Origin of the sequence: Campylobacter lari (assembly GCF_004357905.1) — a bacterium.
Classification (GTDB): domain Bacteria; phylum Campylobacterota; class Campylobacteria; order Campylobacterales; family Campylobacteraceae; genus Campylobacter_D; species Campylobacter_D lari_D.
Genome location: NZ_SMTT01000001.1, coordinates 273,487 through 289,608, shown reverse-complemented (window position 1 = coordinate 289,608; position 16,122 = coordinate 273,487). Strand labels below are relative to the sequence as shown.

The 16,122-nt window shown below is 29.7% G+C and carries 18 protein-coding genes and 1 other RNA gene; 7 read left to right on the top strand and 12 right to left on the bottom strand.

Annotated elements, in window-relative coordinates; translation table 11 throughout:
* Positions 1–3 precede the first annotated feature (3 nt).
* From rplI to rnpB, 7 genes are all read left to right on the top strand, one after another.
* Positions 4–447: a 50S ribosomal protein L9 gene (gene rplI, locus E2O22_RS01445; RefSeq protein WP_039618280.1), complete on the top strand. Its 444-nt coding sequence runs from the start codon at positions 4–6 to the stop codon at positions 445–447.
* Positions 447–989, top strand: a complete 543-nt coding sequence (gene hslV, locus E2O22_RS01440; protein ID WP_133318899.1) for an ATP-dependent protease subunit HslV — start codon at positions 447–449, stop codon at positions 987–989. The genes rplI and hslV overlap by 1 nt, the downstream gene beginning before the upstream one ends.
* Positions 986–2,305: an ATP-dependent protease ATPase subunit HslU gene (gene hslU / locus E2O22_RS01435; protein ID WP_133318898.1), complete on the top strand. Its 1,320-nt coding sequence runs from the start codon at positions 986–988 to the stop codon at positions 2,303–2,305. The genes hslV and hslU overlap by 4 nt, the downstream gene beginning before the upstream one ends.
* On the top strand, positions 2,302–3,174 hold the full coding sequence (gene era / locus E2O22_RS01430; RefSeq protein WP_133318897.1) for a GTPase Era: 873 nt from the start codon (positions 2,302–2,304) through the stop codon (positions 3,172–3,174). Before hslU ends, era begins: the two co-directional genes overlap by 4 nt.
* A complete protein-coding gene (locus tag E2O22_RS01425) occupies positions 3,164–4,174 on the top strand; it encodes a hypothetical protein (protein WP_133318896.1) in 1,011 nt (336 codons plus the stop codon). Before era ends, E2O22_RS01425 begins: the two co-directional genes overlap by 11 nt.
* Positions 4,137–4,676: a hypothetical protein gene (locus E2O22_RS01420; RefSeq protein WP_133318895.1), complete on the top strand. Its 540-nt coding sequence runs from the start codon at positions 4,137–4,139 to the stop codon at positions 4,674–4,676. Before E2O22_RS01425 ends, E2O22_RS01420 begins: the two co-directional genes overlap by 38 nt.
* A gap of 26 nt (positions 4,677–4,702) precedes the next feature.
* An RNA gene (gene rnpB, locus E2O22_RS01415) (RNase P RNA component class A) lies at positions 4,703–5,024 on the top strand.
* Here rnpB and E2O22_RS01410 read toward each other — a convergent pair.
* The 12 genes from E2O22_RS01410 to E2O22_RS01355 all read right to left on the bottom strand — a co-directional run bounded on the left by E2O22_RS01410 (position 5,019) and on the right by E2O22_RS01355 (position 16,120).
* Positions 5,019–5,234, bottom strand: coding sequence for a hypothetical protein (locus E2O22_RS01410; protein WP_133318894.1), 216 nt, complete (start codon positions 5,232–5,234; stop codon positions 5,019–5,021). The two genes, rnpB and E2O22_RS01410, sit on opposite strands and share 6 nt — an antisense overlap.
* Entirely contained in the window at positions 5,231–5,602 is a 372-nt protein-coding gene (fliS, locus tag E2O22_RS01405) for a flagellar export chaperone FliS (protein ID WP_133318893.1), read from the bottom strand. Before fliS ends, E2O22_RS01410 begins: the two co-directional genes overlap by 4 nt.
* Positions 5,603–5,620: 18 nt before the next feature.
* The gene (gene fliD / locus E2O22_RS01400; protein ID WP_133318892.1) at positions 5,621–7,918 is read right to left on the bottom strand and encodes a flagellar filament capping protein FliD; all 2,298 of its coding nucleotides are present in this window, start codon (positions 7,916–7,918) and stop codon (positions 5,621–5,623) included.
* A 2-nt stretch (positions 7,919–7,920) separates the two neighbouring features.
* Entirely contained in the window at positions 7,921–8,262 is a 342-nt protein-coding gene (gene flaG / locus E2O22_RS01395) for a flagella length regulator FlaG (protein WP_133318891.1), read from the bottom strand.
* Between the two features lie 119 nt (positions 8,263–8,381).
* Complete coding sequence (locus E2O22_RS01390; protein WP_133318890.1) at positions 8,382–10,175, bottom strand: menaquinone biosynthesis decarboxylase; 1,794 nt, start codon at positions 10,173–10,175, stop codon at positions 8,382–8,384.
* Positions 10,176–11,102, bottom strand: a complete 927-nt coding sequence (gene hemC, locus E2O22_RS01385) for a hydroxymethylbilane synthase (protein ID WP_133318889.1) — start codon at positions 11,100–11,102, stop codon at positions 10,176–10,178. It abuts the gene before it with no gap.
* Positions 11,093–11,488 (bottom strand): FxsA family protein, encoded by a 396-nt coding sequence (locus E2O22_RS01380; RefSeq protein ID WP_133318888.1) that lies wholly within the window; start codon positions 11,486–11,488, stop codon positions 11,093–11,095. Before E2O22_RS01380 ends, hemC begins: the two co-directional genes overlap by 10 nt.
* The gene (locus E2O22_RS01375; protein ID WP_133318978.1) at positions 11,485–13,185 is read right to left on the bottom strand and encodes a proline--tRNA ligase; all 1,701 of its coding nucleotides are present in this window, start codon (positions 13,183–13,185) and stop codon (positions 11,485–11,487) included. The genes E2O22_RS01380 and E2O22_RS01375 overlap by 4 nt, the downstream gene beginning before the upstream one ends.
* Complete coding sequence (gene hemA / locus E2O22_RS01370) at positions 13,172–14,479, bottom strand: glutamyl-tRNA reductase (RefSeq protein ID WP_133318887.1); 1,308 nt, start codon at positions 14,477–14,479, stop codon at positions 13,172–13,174. The genes E2O22_RS01375 and hemA overlap by 14 nt, the downstream gene beginning before the upstream one ends.
* Positions 14,479–15,372, bottom strand: coding sequence for a polyprenyl synthetase family protein (locus tag E2O22_RS01365; RefSeq protein ID WP_133318886.1), 894 nt, complete (start codon positions 15,370–15,372; stop codon positions 14,479–14,481). Before E2O22_RS01365 ends, hemA begins: the two co-directional genes overlap by 1 nt.
* Positions 15,373–15,419: 47 nt before the next feature.
* Positions 15,420–15,827: an exporting protein gene (locus E2O22_RS01360; protein ID WP_133318977.1), complete on the bottom strand. Its 408-nt coding sequence runs from the start codon at positions 15,825–15,827 to the stop codon at positions 15,420–15,422.
* Positions 15,828–15,856: 29 nt separating this feature from the next.
* On the bottom strand, positions 15,857–16,120 hold the full coding sequence (locus tag E2O22_RS01355) for a DUF2018 family protein (protein WP_133318885.1): 264 nt from the start codon (positions 16,118–16,120) through the stop codon (positions 15,857–15,859).
* Positions 16,121–16,122: the final 2 nt, after the last annotated feature.

The following is a 16,122-nucleotide window of genomic DNA, read 5'->3' as shown; positions in this document are numbered from 1 at the left end:
ACAATGAAAGTATTATTAATTAAAGATGTAAAAAGCTTAGGAAAAGCAGGAGAAGTTAAAGAAGTAAAAGATGGATATGGACAAAATTTTTTAATTGCCAAAGGTTTTGCCAAAGCTGCTACACATGAAGTTTTAAAACAATATGAAGCAGAGCAAAAGAAAAAGGCTGAAAATTTAAGATTTGAACTTGCAAATTTGGAAAAATTAAAAGAGGAATTATCTAAAATCACTATTTGTATAGCTAAGCCTGTGGGAGCTAATGGAAGCTTGTTTGGTGGGGTTACTAAAGATGAAATCGCACATGCATTAAAAGATCAAAAAGGTATAGAGCTTGATAAAAAAAGCTTAGAATGTGATACCATAAAAGAGCTTGGTGTGCATGAAATTTCAGCAAAATTAGGCCATGCAATTCATGCTGTATTTAAGCTAGAAGTTAAAGGAGAATAATGTTTCACGCAACTACAATTTTAGCTTATAAAGGTAAAAATAAATCTGTAATTGGTGGAGATGGGCAAGTAAGTTTTGGAAACACTGTTTTAAAAAACAATGCAGTTAAAATTAGAAAATTAAACAATGGAAAAGTATTAGCAGGTTTTGCAGGAAGCACTGCTGATGCTTTTAATCTTTTTGACATGTTTGAAAAACTACTTTCTAGTTCTAAGGGTGATTTGTTAAAAGCTGCAATAGATTTTTCAAAAGAATGGCGTAAGGATAAATACCTAAGAAAACTTGAAGCAATGATGTTGGTATTAGATAGAGATCATATATTTTTACTTTCAGGAACTGGAGATGTAGTTGAGCCTGAAGATGGTGCTATAGCTGCTATTGGTAGTGGGGGTAACTATGCACTTTCTGCTGCAAGAGCTTTAGCCAAACATTCAAATTTAGATGAAGAAGAATTAGTCAAAGAAAGCTTGCAAATAGCTGGTGAAATTTGCATTTATACAAATACAAATATTAAAACTTATGTAATTGAGGATGATAAATGAATTTAACTCCAAAAGAGATTGTGAAATTTTTAGATGATTATGTAATTGGACAAAAAAACGCCAAAAAAATTATAGCAATTGCTTTAAGAAATCGTTATAGAAGAATGCAGCTTAGCCCTGAACTTCAAGATGATATCATGCCAAAAAATATTTTAATGATAGGATCAACTGGGGTTGGTAAAACAGAGATTGCAAGACGCCTTGCTAAGATGATGGGACTTCCTTTTGTAAAAGTTGAAGCAAGTAAATATACTGAAGTTGGTTTTGTTGGGCGTGATGTAGAAAGCATGGTTAGAGATTTAGCTAATGCTGCTTTAAATTTAGTAAAAAACGAAGAAAAAGAAAAAAATAAAGACAAAATTAATGAATTTATAGAAAATAAAATTTTAGAAAAACTTTTACCACCTTTACCAAAGGGTGTTAGTGAAGAAAAACAAGAAGAGTATCAAAATTCTTTAGAAAAAATGCGCGTGAAATTAAAAGCTGGTGATTTAGATGATAGCACAATAGAAGTTGAAATTTCACAAAGCGTGTTTGATACTAATCCAAATTTACCACCTGAAATGGGTGCTATGCAAGATATAGTAAAAGTTATTGGCGTGGGTAATAAAAAAGTTAAAAAAGAAATGAAAGTAAAAGATGCAAGAATAGCTTTAGCTCAAGAAGCAAGTGAAAAAATTCTTGATATGGAAAGTATTAAAGGCGAGGCTTTAAGAAGAGCTGAAAATGAAGGGATTATTTTTATCGATGAGATAGATAAAGTAGCAGTTTCAAGCTCAAATTCAAACCGCCAAGATCCAAGTAAAGAAGGGGTACAAAGAGATTTGCTTCCTATAGTTGAAGGTAGTACTATACAAACTAAATTCGGACCTTTAAAAACTGATCATATTTTATTTATCGCAGCAGGTGCTTTTCATTTAAGCAAGCCAAGTGATTTAATTCCTGAACTTCAAGGGCGTTTTCCTTTAAGGGTTGAGCTTGATTCGCTAGATGAGGATGCTTTATATGCTATTTTAACAAGACCTAAAAATTCATTACTAACACAATACATTGAGCTTTTAAAAACTGAAAATGTAGAGCTTGTTTTTGAAGATGAGGCTATTAGAGAAATAGCAAAAATAGCAAGCAAGGCTAACGAAGAAATGCAAGATATTGGCGCAAGACGCTTACACACGGTGGTGGAAAAACTTTTGGAAGATATTAGTTTTGAAGCAGATGAATATGCTGGAAAAGTTTATAAAATAGATGATTTTAAAGTGCAAGTTAAACTTGGAGATATCATAGAAAATAAAGATTTAGCTAGGTATATCTTGTGAAAAGTGGCTTTATAAGCATAGTGGGTAGAACTAATGCGGGAAAAAGTTCTATCCTTAATTCTTTATTAGAAGAAAAAGTGGCTATGGTTTCTCATAAGCAAAATGCTACAAGAAGAAAGATTAATGCAATTATAATGCATGAGAATCATCAGCTTATTTTTATAGATACACCAGGCTTGCATGCAAGCTCTAAAGCTATGAATCAGCTTATGATTGATTTGGCGATTAAAAGCATTGTAGATTGTGATGTGATTTTATTTGTGGCTAGTATTTATGATGATATTAAAGATTATGAAAATTTTTTAAGTTTAAATCCTAAAGTGCCGCATATTGTATTAATCAATAAGGTTGATTTGGTAAAAAAAGAAGTCTTACTTAAAAAATTAAGCGAGTATTCTCAGTTTAACTCGCATTTTAGCGCTATTATCCCCTATTCTGCTAAGCAAAAATTTTATAAAAAAATTCTCTTAGATGAGATGATTAAGTATTTGCCTGAACATCCGTATTATTTTGATCCTGAGTTTATTACTACCACAAATGAAAAGGATATCTATAGAGATTTTATTTTAGAAGCTATATATGAAAATTTAAGTGATGAAATTCCTTATAGCACTGAAGTAAAAATAGAAAAAATCAAAGAGCTTGAGCAAATTTATTATATTAACGCTATCATCATTACAGATAGTAATTCTCATAAAGGAATGATACTAGGTAAAGATGGAGCTACAATTAAGCGTATAGGTAAAGAAGCTAGGATGAAAATAGAAAAATTAGCACAAAAAAAGGTAATGCTAAAATTGTTCGTTCAATTAGAAAAAAATTGGCATAAAAACGAGCAAAATCTCAAAAAAATCCTTTATGATGAGTAAAAAAATCATCAAAAAAGATTTTCTTACTTATGAAAAACTTTTATATATAAAACTTACAAATCCTATTAGTGAAGATGAAATCTTAAAAAAGAGCTTTGAGGAACTTGGTCTTAAAGATGATTTTTCATATGAGCTAAAGTATTTTCAAGATAAATCTTTTACTCATGTATTTTTGTGTAAATATGAAGATATTTTAGATGTTGATTATGTAATCCCAGAACCCCTGCTCTTTGAAGTGTATTTTAGGAATGATACAAATAGTGAAAATCTTGCATTATTATTTAAGAAAAAATACATAGTTTTAGTGGAGTATTTGGGATGTGAATTTCAAAATTGCAAAGTTATGCCATTAAATACTTATAGTAAAATATATGATGAAAAATTAAAAAATACATATAAAAACATCATAAGTATAGACGATACTCAAAATCTTAGCAGTTTTGATAAATTTAATAGTAATACTTTCTATCAAAAATTATTAAAAAAACATGATCGAGTTAAAATTGATTTTGCCAATATAGCAAAAATAAATCATTTAAAATCTTTTAGTTTTAAAATTTTATTAGCTTTTACATGCGGGATTTTACTAGCCTTAGTTTATCCTTTGTATTTATATACGCAAAAATCATTTTATGAAAAAGAAAAAATAAAATATGAAAATTTAATCAAAAATCAAGATGATATCTTAGAGCAAGCAAAAATAAATCAAAAACAAAATCATGAAGTTGAAAAATTACAAGAAAAAAATGAACAAAAAATTGATTTGTTACAAAAATTTTATGCAAATACGCTCTGCTATAAGGATTTTTATAATTTTTTAAAAGTCTTAAATTCTCATCAAAGTTATATAGAAGCTTTATATATAAAAAATAATGATTTTATCATAAAGCTTAATAAAGATTATGATTTTTATGATGATTTTAAAAAATATCATTTTGTGTTAAAAAATAAAGAGATTAACGATGAAAAAATTACTCTTGTTTTTGAAAAATCTTTATGAAAATTTAGAAAATATTTTTACGAGATTATCTAAACGCGAATTTATATTGACTTTGATAATGGCTTTTGTATTTGGTTTTTTTATAATCTATATGAGTATTTTTGAGTATTTTGAAAAACAAATGAAATTGTCAAAAGATGAGTTATTTATTTTACAAGCAAAATATGAGCAAAAACAAGAATTGATTTCTGATTTTAAAGATGAAAAATTGCAATCTTTTGATAATGAAATATCCTTAGAAGAAAGTAAAGATTATCAAAGTGTTTTAAAAAATATAGAAAAAAATCTCACTAAAGTAAGGTTTTTACAAATCCAAAGTCATGAAAGTCAAGATCAGTATTTTACTTATTATGATTTAAGATTGAGTTTTAATGGTGATTTTTATTTTTTAATGCAATTTTTGCAAGAACTAGATCCTTATATAAAAGTCAAAAATTTAGAGCTTGTAAAATATGAAAATGAATTAAAAATTACATTAAATCTTATTTTTACTCTAGTATAAAAATGATTTTTTTGATAAAATTTATCTAAACATGGCAAGCGATCGCTTCTTTTGAAGAGGAAAGTCCGAGCTGCAATAAGACAAGGATTCCATCTAATGGATGGCTAGGGTAACCTAAGGGAAAGTGCAACAGAAAGAAAACTACCATATTATATGGAAAAGGTGAAACGGTAGAGTAAGAGCCTACCAGTAGCTTTGGTAACAAAGCTAGCTATGTAAACCCAATCCGCAGCAAGAAGGGGTGGTTTTAGTCTTATAATATAACCCTTCGCTTGAACTTGTTTGCAAAAACAAGTCTAGATAAATGATCGCTCTTGACAGAACTCGGCTTATCGCCATGTTTTATTTCATATAAGCAGATGCTTTTTTGAGTTTTTGTAAATTTTTTGCTACTTCATCTTGCTTTTTTTTCATAAAAGCTATTGCCTCATTAGTAAGAGCTAAAGCCTCATTGGGACAATCTTTAAAGTCAGGTTTTTCTATGAGTTTAACTATTTTTTCCACATCTTCAGTATATACAGCTAGTTTAAACTCATCTATCCATTTTTTTTCACTCATTTTTGATGAACTTCTCTCCAAGCCTCTAACAAGCCTTTGACTACATTGATAACTTCATCTACTCTTGCTTCACTATTTTCTATATTTGCCAAAGAAAGAAGTTGTAATTCTCTAGTGTATAGGCCACTTAAGTAGTGTGCTATTTCTCCGCCTTTTTCATAATCAAGGCAATTTAACAATTCTATAAAAATAGCACTAGCTCTTTTTACATAATACACTCTTTCTTCTATATTTCCATTTTGAATAGCTATTTTTATCCTACTTGCAAAGCGTAAAATCCCGCTATATAACATCTCTATAAGTTTTTCTTGGGATTCTACACCAGTTTGATTTTGTGAATACGCATTATATACTGCACTATTTAGCATTTAAATCCTCTCTATTTTTTAAGAATTTTGATTATTTGCTGCATTAATCATATTTGTAATAACACTTGCTTGGTTATTTAATTTTGCAATTATACCATCATATGCTGCCCATCTTGACCACATTGTGTCATATCTGCTTTCTATGGATTTTTTAGTATTTTCTATAGTTTCGTTTAGATTTTTTGATTCTTTAGTTAAAGAGTCTTTATAACCACCAAAAGAACCATCAGAGCTCATCATCTCACCCATAGTGTTTTTTAATACCCCAAAGGTTCCAGTTTCTTCTTTATAAACTGAATATATAGTTTTTGGACTTAAGCCAAATTTTTTCAAAAATTCTTTATCACCTTGAATTTCTAGGTTACTTCCTGATGTTCCTTTGATTCTAAATTGAATTTGCTGATTCTCGTTACCTTGATTAATGATTTCAAAACTAGCTTCTAAACCTTCTAAACCAAAACTATTTATATGATCAACTAAATTTTTAGCTTTTTCTATATCATCCGCACCAGTTAGTTTAAAAGGATCTCCATTGGCAGTTTTACTTAAATCTATAGTTTCATCATTATAAGTAATGGTAAAATTACCTTCTTTGAATTCTATATCGCCACTATCAAGCTTACTTACTCTATCTCCTGTTAGATCAATGTCTTCAAAGCCATTGTGTCCTACGAAAAATTTCTCAGCCATTTCAGGATCTTCGTTAAATTTGGCATTAAATTTTCCAGAGTCAAAGGTTAAAACCCCATCATTTAAAGTTAAACCATAATCAGCTAAAGATAAACTTACTTTTGAAGAGACTTTAACACCATCTGAAGTATCACTATCTCCAACTGTGATTGTTCCATCTACTGTGATAGTTTGAAGCAAAATATTGTTAATTTGTGATTTTATATTATAAATCGAGCTTACACCTACGAAATTTCCTTTTGTCCCTGCATCAGGATCGTATTTTGTCGCTGCATTAAGATTGATCATTAAATCATTATAAGCAGTAGCTAAACTTTCTAAAGATTGTGCTATGGCTTCAGTATCTTGAGTAACATTGAAACTAATTTCACCCTTTTGTTTAAGCTCTAGGGTAATATCAGGTCCTATATCTGTAATGGTATTAGTTGATCTAATCATCTTAACACCATCTACACTAAAGATAGCATCCATACCTTTTTGGATATGATTTTCATTGTTTGAAGCTACATTGTAGCCCTGTGGTGTGCTTGTATCTAAGGTAATGCCAAATTTACTACTTAATAGTGAAGTAGCTTTATCATCTCTAGAATAATTTGCTTGGTCTATATTACCATCAGCATCAGTTGCATAACCACCATCAAAAAGACTTAATTCACCACCATTAGTAGCTCTAAATGTAAAAGTATTTTTACCCTCATCAAAGTTTAATTCCACTTTTCCGTTAGTTTGTTTTTTTAAATCTTCTGCTAAACTTTCATAGGTTGTTTGATCGTTTATATCTATAGTAAATCTATCATATCTTTCACCATTTTTTATAACAAAAGTAAAAGAGGTTTTTTCTCCTGCGCCAAGTAGCTTTTCATCAAGTTTTCCACTAAATGTTCCACTTATTTTATCTTTATCTCCAGCATCTGTTGGTCTAAAACCATATAAACCACCTGCACTAATACTATCCTTATCAAGCCCCCAACCCATAGCTTCTAAAAGTTTATCATCGCCTGAAAAAGAGATATTGTTTTTAGTTCCTGTTTCAGTGCTTTGCACTACTAAACGATAAGGATTGTCTCTATCTCCGGTATTTACTAGCTTAGCTTCTATTTTACCACCTGTGGCGGAATTGATTTTTTCAGCAAGTTGAGCTACGGTTGTACTTTTATCGATCTCTATTTTATAGTCTTTTCCATCTTGGGTGATAGTAAAAGAAGCTTTGCCATTTTCATCACCTTCTATACCTAAACTGCCCATGACAGTAGAGGTTTTGTCTTTAAAACCATTGCTTTGATAAACATCTTTTTGAGCAAGTTGATCGACTATGACTTTCATATTTGAAAGATTAGATAAAGAGCCTACAACCAAGCTAGCAGCAGCGCTATCACCACTCACACTAGGAGAAACTTTCTTTTTGTTAAATTGAGAAGTATCGCCAAGACTATTTACAGCAGTTTGAAAAGCAAGTAGTTTAGCTTCAAGCTCTGCTAAGTCTTTTTGTCTTGAAGTGTTAGTTTCAAGTTGTGTGTTATAAAGCTTTAAGTGAGCATTCATTTCTGCTTCTTTAAGCTTATTAAGTGTATCGCTTGTTAAAACTCCCGAACCTATACCTAAACTTCCTAAACTACCTACTGCCATGATTAACTCTCCTTATCAAAAATGGTGCCAATAACACCTTTAAAATGTTCTATTAATTTCATAACTTCTTCACTAGGAATTTTGCGTATTAATCTACCTGTGTCTTTTTCGGTGACATTTACATACATTTCATTTATTTTATCATTATACGCAAAACGCACATTTGTTTCCAATGTTTCCATTTGTCTATTAAGTTTTTCTGTTGCGTTTTTTAATTTTTCATTTAAATTCTCATCTTGATCATTTAAATCAACCTGTTGCTTATTCTCTTGAGATGGCTTTTCAACACTTTTTGTGTTAAAATGAGTTATATTTGTATCCCTTTGAATATTGCTAATGTCCATTTTAAACTCCTTTTTAAAAGACTCTAAAACACACTATCGACACAATTTTAAAAAACTTAATATTTAAATTAAAAATATATATATTTAATAAGCAAAAAGTGTTCTCAAAAAGTTTAAAATTAAAAAATTTCAAACTTTTTGAAGAATTTTTCATCATTTACAAGTAATTTTTTTGCAATAAGTCTGTCTATAACTTCTTTGGAGCAATTTGTCATTAAAGGCCATTCTTTATGATAATCTTCTAATGATCCTTTATTTGTCGCATCAATTGCAACACAATCTTTTTTGATAAATATATCTCTTTTTGCATCAATATTATTTACCACACGCCAAATTAACATATAAGGATTTTCCAAAATAGCATCTGAATCTAAAAAAACTAAAATTCTAAAATGTTTTTTATAAATTTGTAGTTTTTCAAAAATTTGAGCAATTTTTTCTTTTTTATCAATTAAGATCACACAAATTGGAGCAAAGGTTTGGGTGTAAAATTGTTTTAATTTTAAAATATTTTGATCTTTTTCTTTAAAAAGTGAAAACAAAGTTTCATCACTTAGAATTTCAAGTTCAACTTTTTTCTCATCGCCACACGCATCAAGCCCTGCTTTACCACCGTAACAATAAGTGCTTGAAGCATGATCGAGTTGATCGCAAATTCCTTCACTTATGAGTAATTTTTCTTCATCAAAGCGATTAAGTATATAAGGTATGAGCTTGTCATAATCTTGCAAGCAAGGTGCATTTTCATCGACAAAAATAGCATGTTTTACAAAACTCATTTGCCCTACTCCCCAAAAAGTATGCATTACTTGTTTTGCATGAGCTGGATATTTTGCTTCTATTTTGGCTAAGATTAAATTATGAAAAACTCCATTTTCAGGCATGTTATAATCTATCAAATCAGGTGCGTTAGTTTGAAGTAAAGGTAGAAAAACTCTTTCTGTGCCAAGCCCCATGTATTTATCTTCTAAAGGCGGTTTTCCTACAACCGTAGCTTGATAAATCGCATTTTTTTTAACAAAGATTTTTTCTACTTTTAAGACAGGACAAAGTTCAACAGGAGTATAAAAGCCTGTATGATCTCCAAAAGGCCCCTCGGGTGCAAATTCATTTGGATCTACAAAACCTTCAATCACAAAATCACTATCATAAGGCACATAGAGGTGATTGCTTTTGCATTTTGCCAAAATAGCAGGTTTTTTCTTAATAAAACCATAAAGTAAAAGTTCAAAAATACCTTTTGGTAAAGGCGCTTGAGCACACCAAATATATAAAGGATCTCCACCTATGGCTATACTTACTGGCATTTTTTGATTTGCTTTTTTATACTCATGGAAAAAGTGGCTCGCGTCTTTGTGAATTTGCCAATGCATAAGCAAGGTTTTTTCATCAACTACTTGCAAGCGATACATTCCAAGATTATTTTGTTTTTCATCTATGCTTTGAGTATAAACTTGCCCCATAGTGATAAAAGGTGCAGCGTCTTTTTCCCAAGTTTTTAAAATAGGTATTTCATATAAAGAATTTAAGCTTTTGTAGTTAAATTCTCCATCTTTTTTGATGCGTTTTGGTGGGATATTTTTTAAATCAAGCAAGGTTTTGAAAAAATTTAATTTCGCACCAAAGCTTTGCGGTATGTGCATTTTAAGTAAAGAGCTAATTTCTTTAGCTACATCTTCATAATCTTTTCCAAATGCTAAATTTAAAGCTTTTTTGCTGCAAAAAGTATTTAATAATACAGGATAATCGTATTTTTTGCCATTTTTTACTGCATTAGTAAAAAGCAAGGCTTTAGAGTCTTCTTTTTTAACTTCTATATAAGCTAAATGTGCCATTTCAAGTTCTACATCTACTGGCTCATGGATGGTTTTTAATAAATTATTTTTTTCTAAAAGCTCTACGAATTTTTGCATTTATATCATACTCTCTGCTTCTTTTAAAATTTCTTTTGCACCTTTTGCTATCATTTCTTTGGCTAAAAGCTCGCCTGCATTTGAGTAATTTTGCTTATCAATCACTCTTTTTTCTTTTAAAATTTTACTTGCATCGGGTAAGCCCACTATGGCGCGAATTTCTATTTTTTCATCAATGATTTTTGCATTAATTCCTATAGGTACTTGACAACCACCTTCTAGGGTTCTTATAAAATCTCTTTCTATATAAGTTTCTACAAAGGCATTTTTATCGTTTAAGCATTCAAGGTATTTTAAAATTTGTTTATCATCAATGCTTTCTATACCTAAAGCTCCTTGAGAAGCTGCAGGTATCATCTCATCAAGCTCAAAAGCCCTAATGTACTTTATTTCTTTATCTAAATCCAAGCGTTTAATGCCAGCTAGAGCTAAAATAATAGCATCAAATTCCTTAGCTTTAAGTTTTTCTAAGCGTGAGTTGATATTACCTCTTAAAGAAATGATATTTAAATCAGGTCTTAACGCTAAAAGCTGCATTCTTCTTCTAAGACTTGTAGTGCCTACTTTTGCACCTTTTGGAAGAGCATTTAAGCTTTCATAATACTCACTTAAAAAAGCATCATTTACCACTTCTCTTTTTGAAATAGCAGCTAAAACTAAGCCATCAGGAAAGAAGCTTGGCACATCTTTTAAGCTATGCACAGCTAAGTGTGAATCACCTCTTAACATACTTTCTTCAAGTTCTTTTGTAAAAAGTCCTTTTCCACCTATTTTAGCTAAAGGAGAATCAAGTAAAACATCACCTTTAGTTTTAAAACCCTCTAAAGAGATTTCTAAATCAGAATGTGTTTGTAATAATTTATTTTTTATATACTCACTTTGCCATAATGCAAGTTGGCTTTTTCTTGTTGCGATGATTAATTGCATTTTTTATGCTCCTGTATGATTTCTACATCTATGATTTCTTCTTCGTTGTTTGTTTGATGATATTTTCTTTTTTGTTTTGTAAATAATTTTAATATCATCATAAAAAATAAGAGTAAAATTCCCAAAAATGTGCTTAAAATTCCTGGTATTAAAAGTAAAATTCCAACTATAGTTAAGGAAAATAATTTAATCATACCAAATAAATTAGTATTGGCATTTTGCATAGTGATGAGATTTGTCCAAGTCTTTGCTAAAAACATTGCTCCTAAAAACATACTTGCAAAAACTATCATAAAAAAATTTAAAAAACCAAAAAAGACTATAAATAAAATACTAGCAATCAATTCTAAAATCAAAAAAGCACTTAAATTTGTTTTTGCTATCATAAAATTTTCTCTAAGTGTGAAATTACTTCTTGGGTTTTTAAAACTTGTTTTTCTAAGGTATTTCTATGGATTAACTCTACTTCATCGCTTTCTAAGCCTTTACCTATAACTAAAGCATAAGGAAAGCCCATTAATTCAAAATCATTAATCTTTACACCAAAACGCTCATTTCTATCATCAAACAAAATTTCTTTATCTTTAAAATGAGTATAAATTTGCTCGGCAAATTCCATAGCTTTTGTATCTTTTATATTAGAAACGATAATATCTAAAACAAAAGGAGCTAGAGTTTTATTCCAAATACAACCTTTTTCATCATGGCTTGCTTCTATGGCGACAGCTACTAAACGGCTCACTCCCATACCATAACAACCCATAGTGAAAAATTGAGCTTTACCATTTTCATCTAAATAGCTTGCATTCATTGCTTTTGAGTATTTATTTCCAAGTTTAAAAATATGCCCTACTTCAATACCTTTGCTTTGCTTAAGCTTGTGCTGACATTTTGGACAAAGATCATGCTCTTTAACTGCTGCAAGATCTTTAAAGCGTTCTTTATTTAAATTTACAACATTGATTCCGACTAAATGATAATCTTTTTTATTTGCTCCAATAATCATATTTGTTTCATTTTCAAGCTCACGATCAATATAAAAATCAACTCCATTTAATCCTACAAAGCCGATAAATCCTGGTACCAAACCTGCTTTTTCTAATTCTTCTTCACTTACATCAACTAATTCTAATGCATTTGCTGCATTTAGTGCTTTAACTTCTTGCAGTTCATCATCGCCGCGTATAAAAAATACTACAATTTTTTCTTCATTTTCATAAATAGCTTTTTTAGCAATAGCTTTAACAGTATAGTAAGGATTAATTTTAAAAAATTCCGCTAATTCTTCTATAGTTTTTACATTTGGAGTGTGAAATTGTGTAGCAAAATCAGCTTCTGGCCTTTCATCTTCACAACTTTTTTTAGCTCTTTTTGCTGCTTCAATATTTGCAGCATAATCACAATGCTCGCATAATAATATATCATCTTCGCCATTTTTAGCCAAAACCATAAATTCTTTTGAACCGCTTCCACCAATAGCCCCACTATCAGCTTCAACAGCTCTAAATTCAAGCCCTAATCTTGTAAGAATTTTACTATAAGTTTCATGCATAAGATTAAATTCTTTGTCTAAATCAGCTTCACTGCTATGAAAACTATAACCATCTTTCATTAAAAATTCTCTACATCTTAAAAGTCCAAATCTAGGTCTAGCCTCATCTCTAAATTTAAGTCCTATTTGATATAAATGCAAAGGAAGTTGTTTGTAAGAATTTACTTTATTTCTAACCAAAGCTACTATGGCTTCTTCATGGGTTGGTCCTAAGACAAAATCATTTTCTTTTCTATCTTTAAAGCGTAAAAGCTCTTTACCAAAAACATTAAATCTCCCACTTTCTTTCCAAAGTTCAGCTGGGGTATTAAAACTTAAATTTACTTCTAAAGCCCCTGCTTTATCCATTTCTTCTTTGATGATATTTTTAATCTTATCTAAAACTCTTTTTCCTAAAGGTAAAAAATTATACAAACCACTTCCAATTTGTTCTACAAAAGCACCCTTAACTAAAAATATATGACTTGGCAGGGTAGCATCTTTTGGATTTTCTTTTGTGCTTATGGCATAAAATTTACTAAATTTCATGATTATTCTCCAAATTAAATTCACATTTATAGAAGTTTAAACCTTCCATGCTTTCATTTTTTAAATCAAACACATAACGCATGGCATTTACAACAGAGTCATTTTGCATAGTTCCACTTAGTTTTTTTAAATTTACACTAGGATGATGTAAAAATGCATTCATCACCTGTCTTATAAGCTTTCTTGCTTCTTCATGATTTGAGTGTTTTAAATATCCTTTATCTATGGCCTTTTGTAATTGTTCTTTAGCGATTTCATCAGCTTGCAAGCGTAATTGCTTAACCAAAGGTAAGGTTGCTAGTTTGCTTAGATGTTGGAAAAACTCATTTGTCATAGCGCCTACTATAGAATAAGCAATCTGGGCTTGATGTTCTCTTAGTGTTAAATTTTTTCTTACAACTTCTTCTAAATCATCAACAGCATAAACTATATTTTTTTCATTTGCTTTTACATCAATATCCCTAGGCACTGCTATATCAAAAAAATATCTTTTATAATCTTTTTCTTCTAATATGTCATTGGTTATGATAGCATGTGGAGCGTTTGTGGCACTAAAAAATATCTCATATTTATTTAATGCTTCTTTTAAATTTGCGATACTTTCGCAATTTGCATTTTCACCTAAATCCTCACAAAGTTTTTGGGCATTGTGTATATCTCGATTTAAAATCAACACTTTAGCTTTAGCATTTAATAAATGTTTACAGGCTAACTCACTCATTTCCCCTGCACCCACTACAACTGCAGTTTTATTTTCTAAATTTATAAGCTCTTTGGCTTTTGCTACCGCTACTGAAGCAACTGAAATAGGATTTTTGGAAATTTCAGTTTGATTTCTAATATTTGCTGCACATTTAAAAGCATAATGGACTGCTCTAGTTAAATGCACACCACATCTTTGTTCTTGTAGAGCAAATTTATAAGCATCTTTTAATTGTCCAGCAATTTGTGTTTCTCCAATAACTAAACTATCAAGTGAACTTGCCACAGAAAATAAATGATGGATAGCCCCACTATCTTCATAAAAATCAGCTTTTGTGCTTAAATTTTCTTTATCAACCCCACAAAGCAAACTAAGTGTTTTTAAAATATGTTCATTGATACTTTCAATTTCTCCGATAAAAAGAAAAATTTCAACTCTATTGCAAGTGCTAAGCACTAAACTTTCTAGAATTTTATTATTAGTATGGATTAATCTTAATAGTTCTCTTTTTTTATCTTCATTGGAAAAGGAAAGTTTTTCTCTAGTAGCAATATCTGTATTTTTGTGCGTAAAACTGATACAATAATAATGCATTAAAATTCCCTTTCTATCATACTTTTAATAATATCTTCTAAATCTTTTATATTGTATTTTTCTATGGCTTTTAAGGCATTATTTGCATAGGTGTTTAATTCTTGACCAATTTGATTAAAAATTTCATGCTCTTGCATTTTATTTTTAATCCAAGTAAGTTCATCTATATTTAAATCTTTCTTGTAATAAGACTTAAGTATTTCTTGATCTTGTGGATTTAATTTTTCATATAAATACATATAAGCAAGGGTGGTTTTACCTTCTTTAAAATCATTCATGGCGGGTTTGCCTAAGGTTTGTTCATCGCCTTTGATATCTAAAATATCATCTACGATTTGAAAAGCCAAGCCCAAGTTTTTACCATATTCTGCAAAATCATCTTCATTTAAATTAGCAAGTATAGCCCCACATCTTGCACTAGCTTCGATTAAAACGGCTGTTTTGTTATATATCATTTGCAAATAAGCGTTTTTATCGGTATTGAAAGTTTCGCTTAAATTTACATCCATTAATTCGCCAACGGAAAGCTTTACAACAGCATTGGAGATGATTTTTGCTAATTTTAAATCTATTAAAGAAAGTTCATAGAAGGCTTTTGAGTATAAAATATCTCCAAGCATGATAGCATTTTTGGCTCCAAATTGTTCATTGATAGATTTTACACCTCTTCTTAATTTTGCTTCATCAATCACATCATCATGCAATAAGCTTGCAGCATGGATTAATTCTATAATGGCACAAATTTTATAACTAATATCGTTTTCGCTAGCTATTTTTAAAAGTAATTTTGAGCGTAATTTTTTACCGCCTTGAAGTTTTGAACTCATTATTAAAATAGGCTTGTAATTTAATTCAGATAAAAATTCATGCATATATTGATCTATCTTTTGCACCATGCTTTCCTTAATTTTCTTATAATTATATTTTATTAAATTTTACTTTAGTTTTGATTAAGAGTGACTTTTCTAGGATCTAAAAATTCCACTTCTAATCTTTTATCTCTATCTTCTATGTAGATAGTGAAAATAGCCTCACCTTTTTTAAAATCACTAAATTCAAGTATTAATCTTGCTCTATCTATGTGTGGATTTTTATAATCAGGCACTAAAGTTTGATCTACCCAATTTAAATTTCTTCTTAAAGACATCACAAATTGCCTAGGGTATTTTTTATACCTTGAATGAACGATGATATTAGTTTGATCAAATAAAGTCCATGAAAAGTCAAAATAATAAATCTCATCAGGATAATCAATTTCTTTTATTTTTACACTTGCTTTTTCATCTTTACTTAAGGTAAATTTATAAGTATAATCAAAAAATACTTCAGCTTTTAAAAAATTAAACATCAAAAATAAAGATAAAAATAAACGCAAAATCAACCCTCATGCCCTAAAATTTCAGCACTTAAGCCTATATAAAAATCATTTTTTCTCTCATCTATTAAGAGTGAATTTTCCATTTGAAATTGCGCTACATCATTTTCATTTAAATTATTTTTTTCTAAAAGCTCTATCATAGCGATATGATCGGCTAATAATTTTTCTAAAACATTTTCTAATGCACCTAAATTTGCATATTTTATTGTTTCGATAAATTTTTCTTTAGGGCTTTTTACAAACATTTCATCAAAAATATCCATTT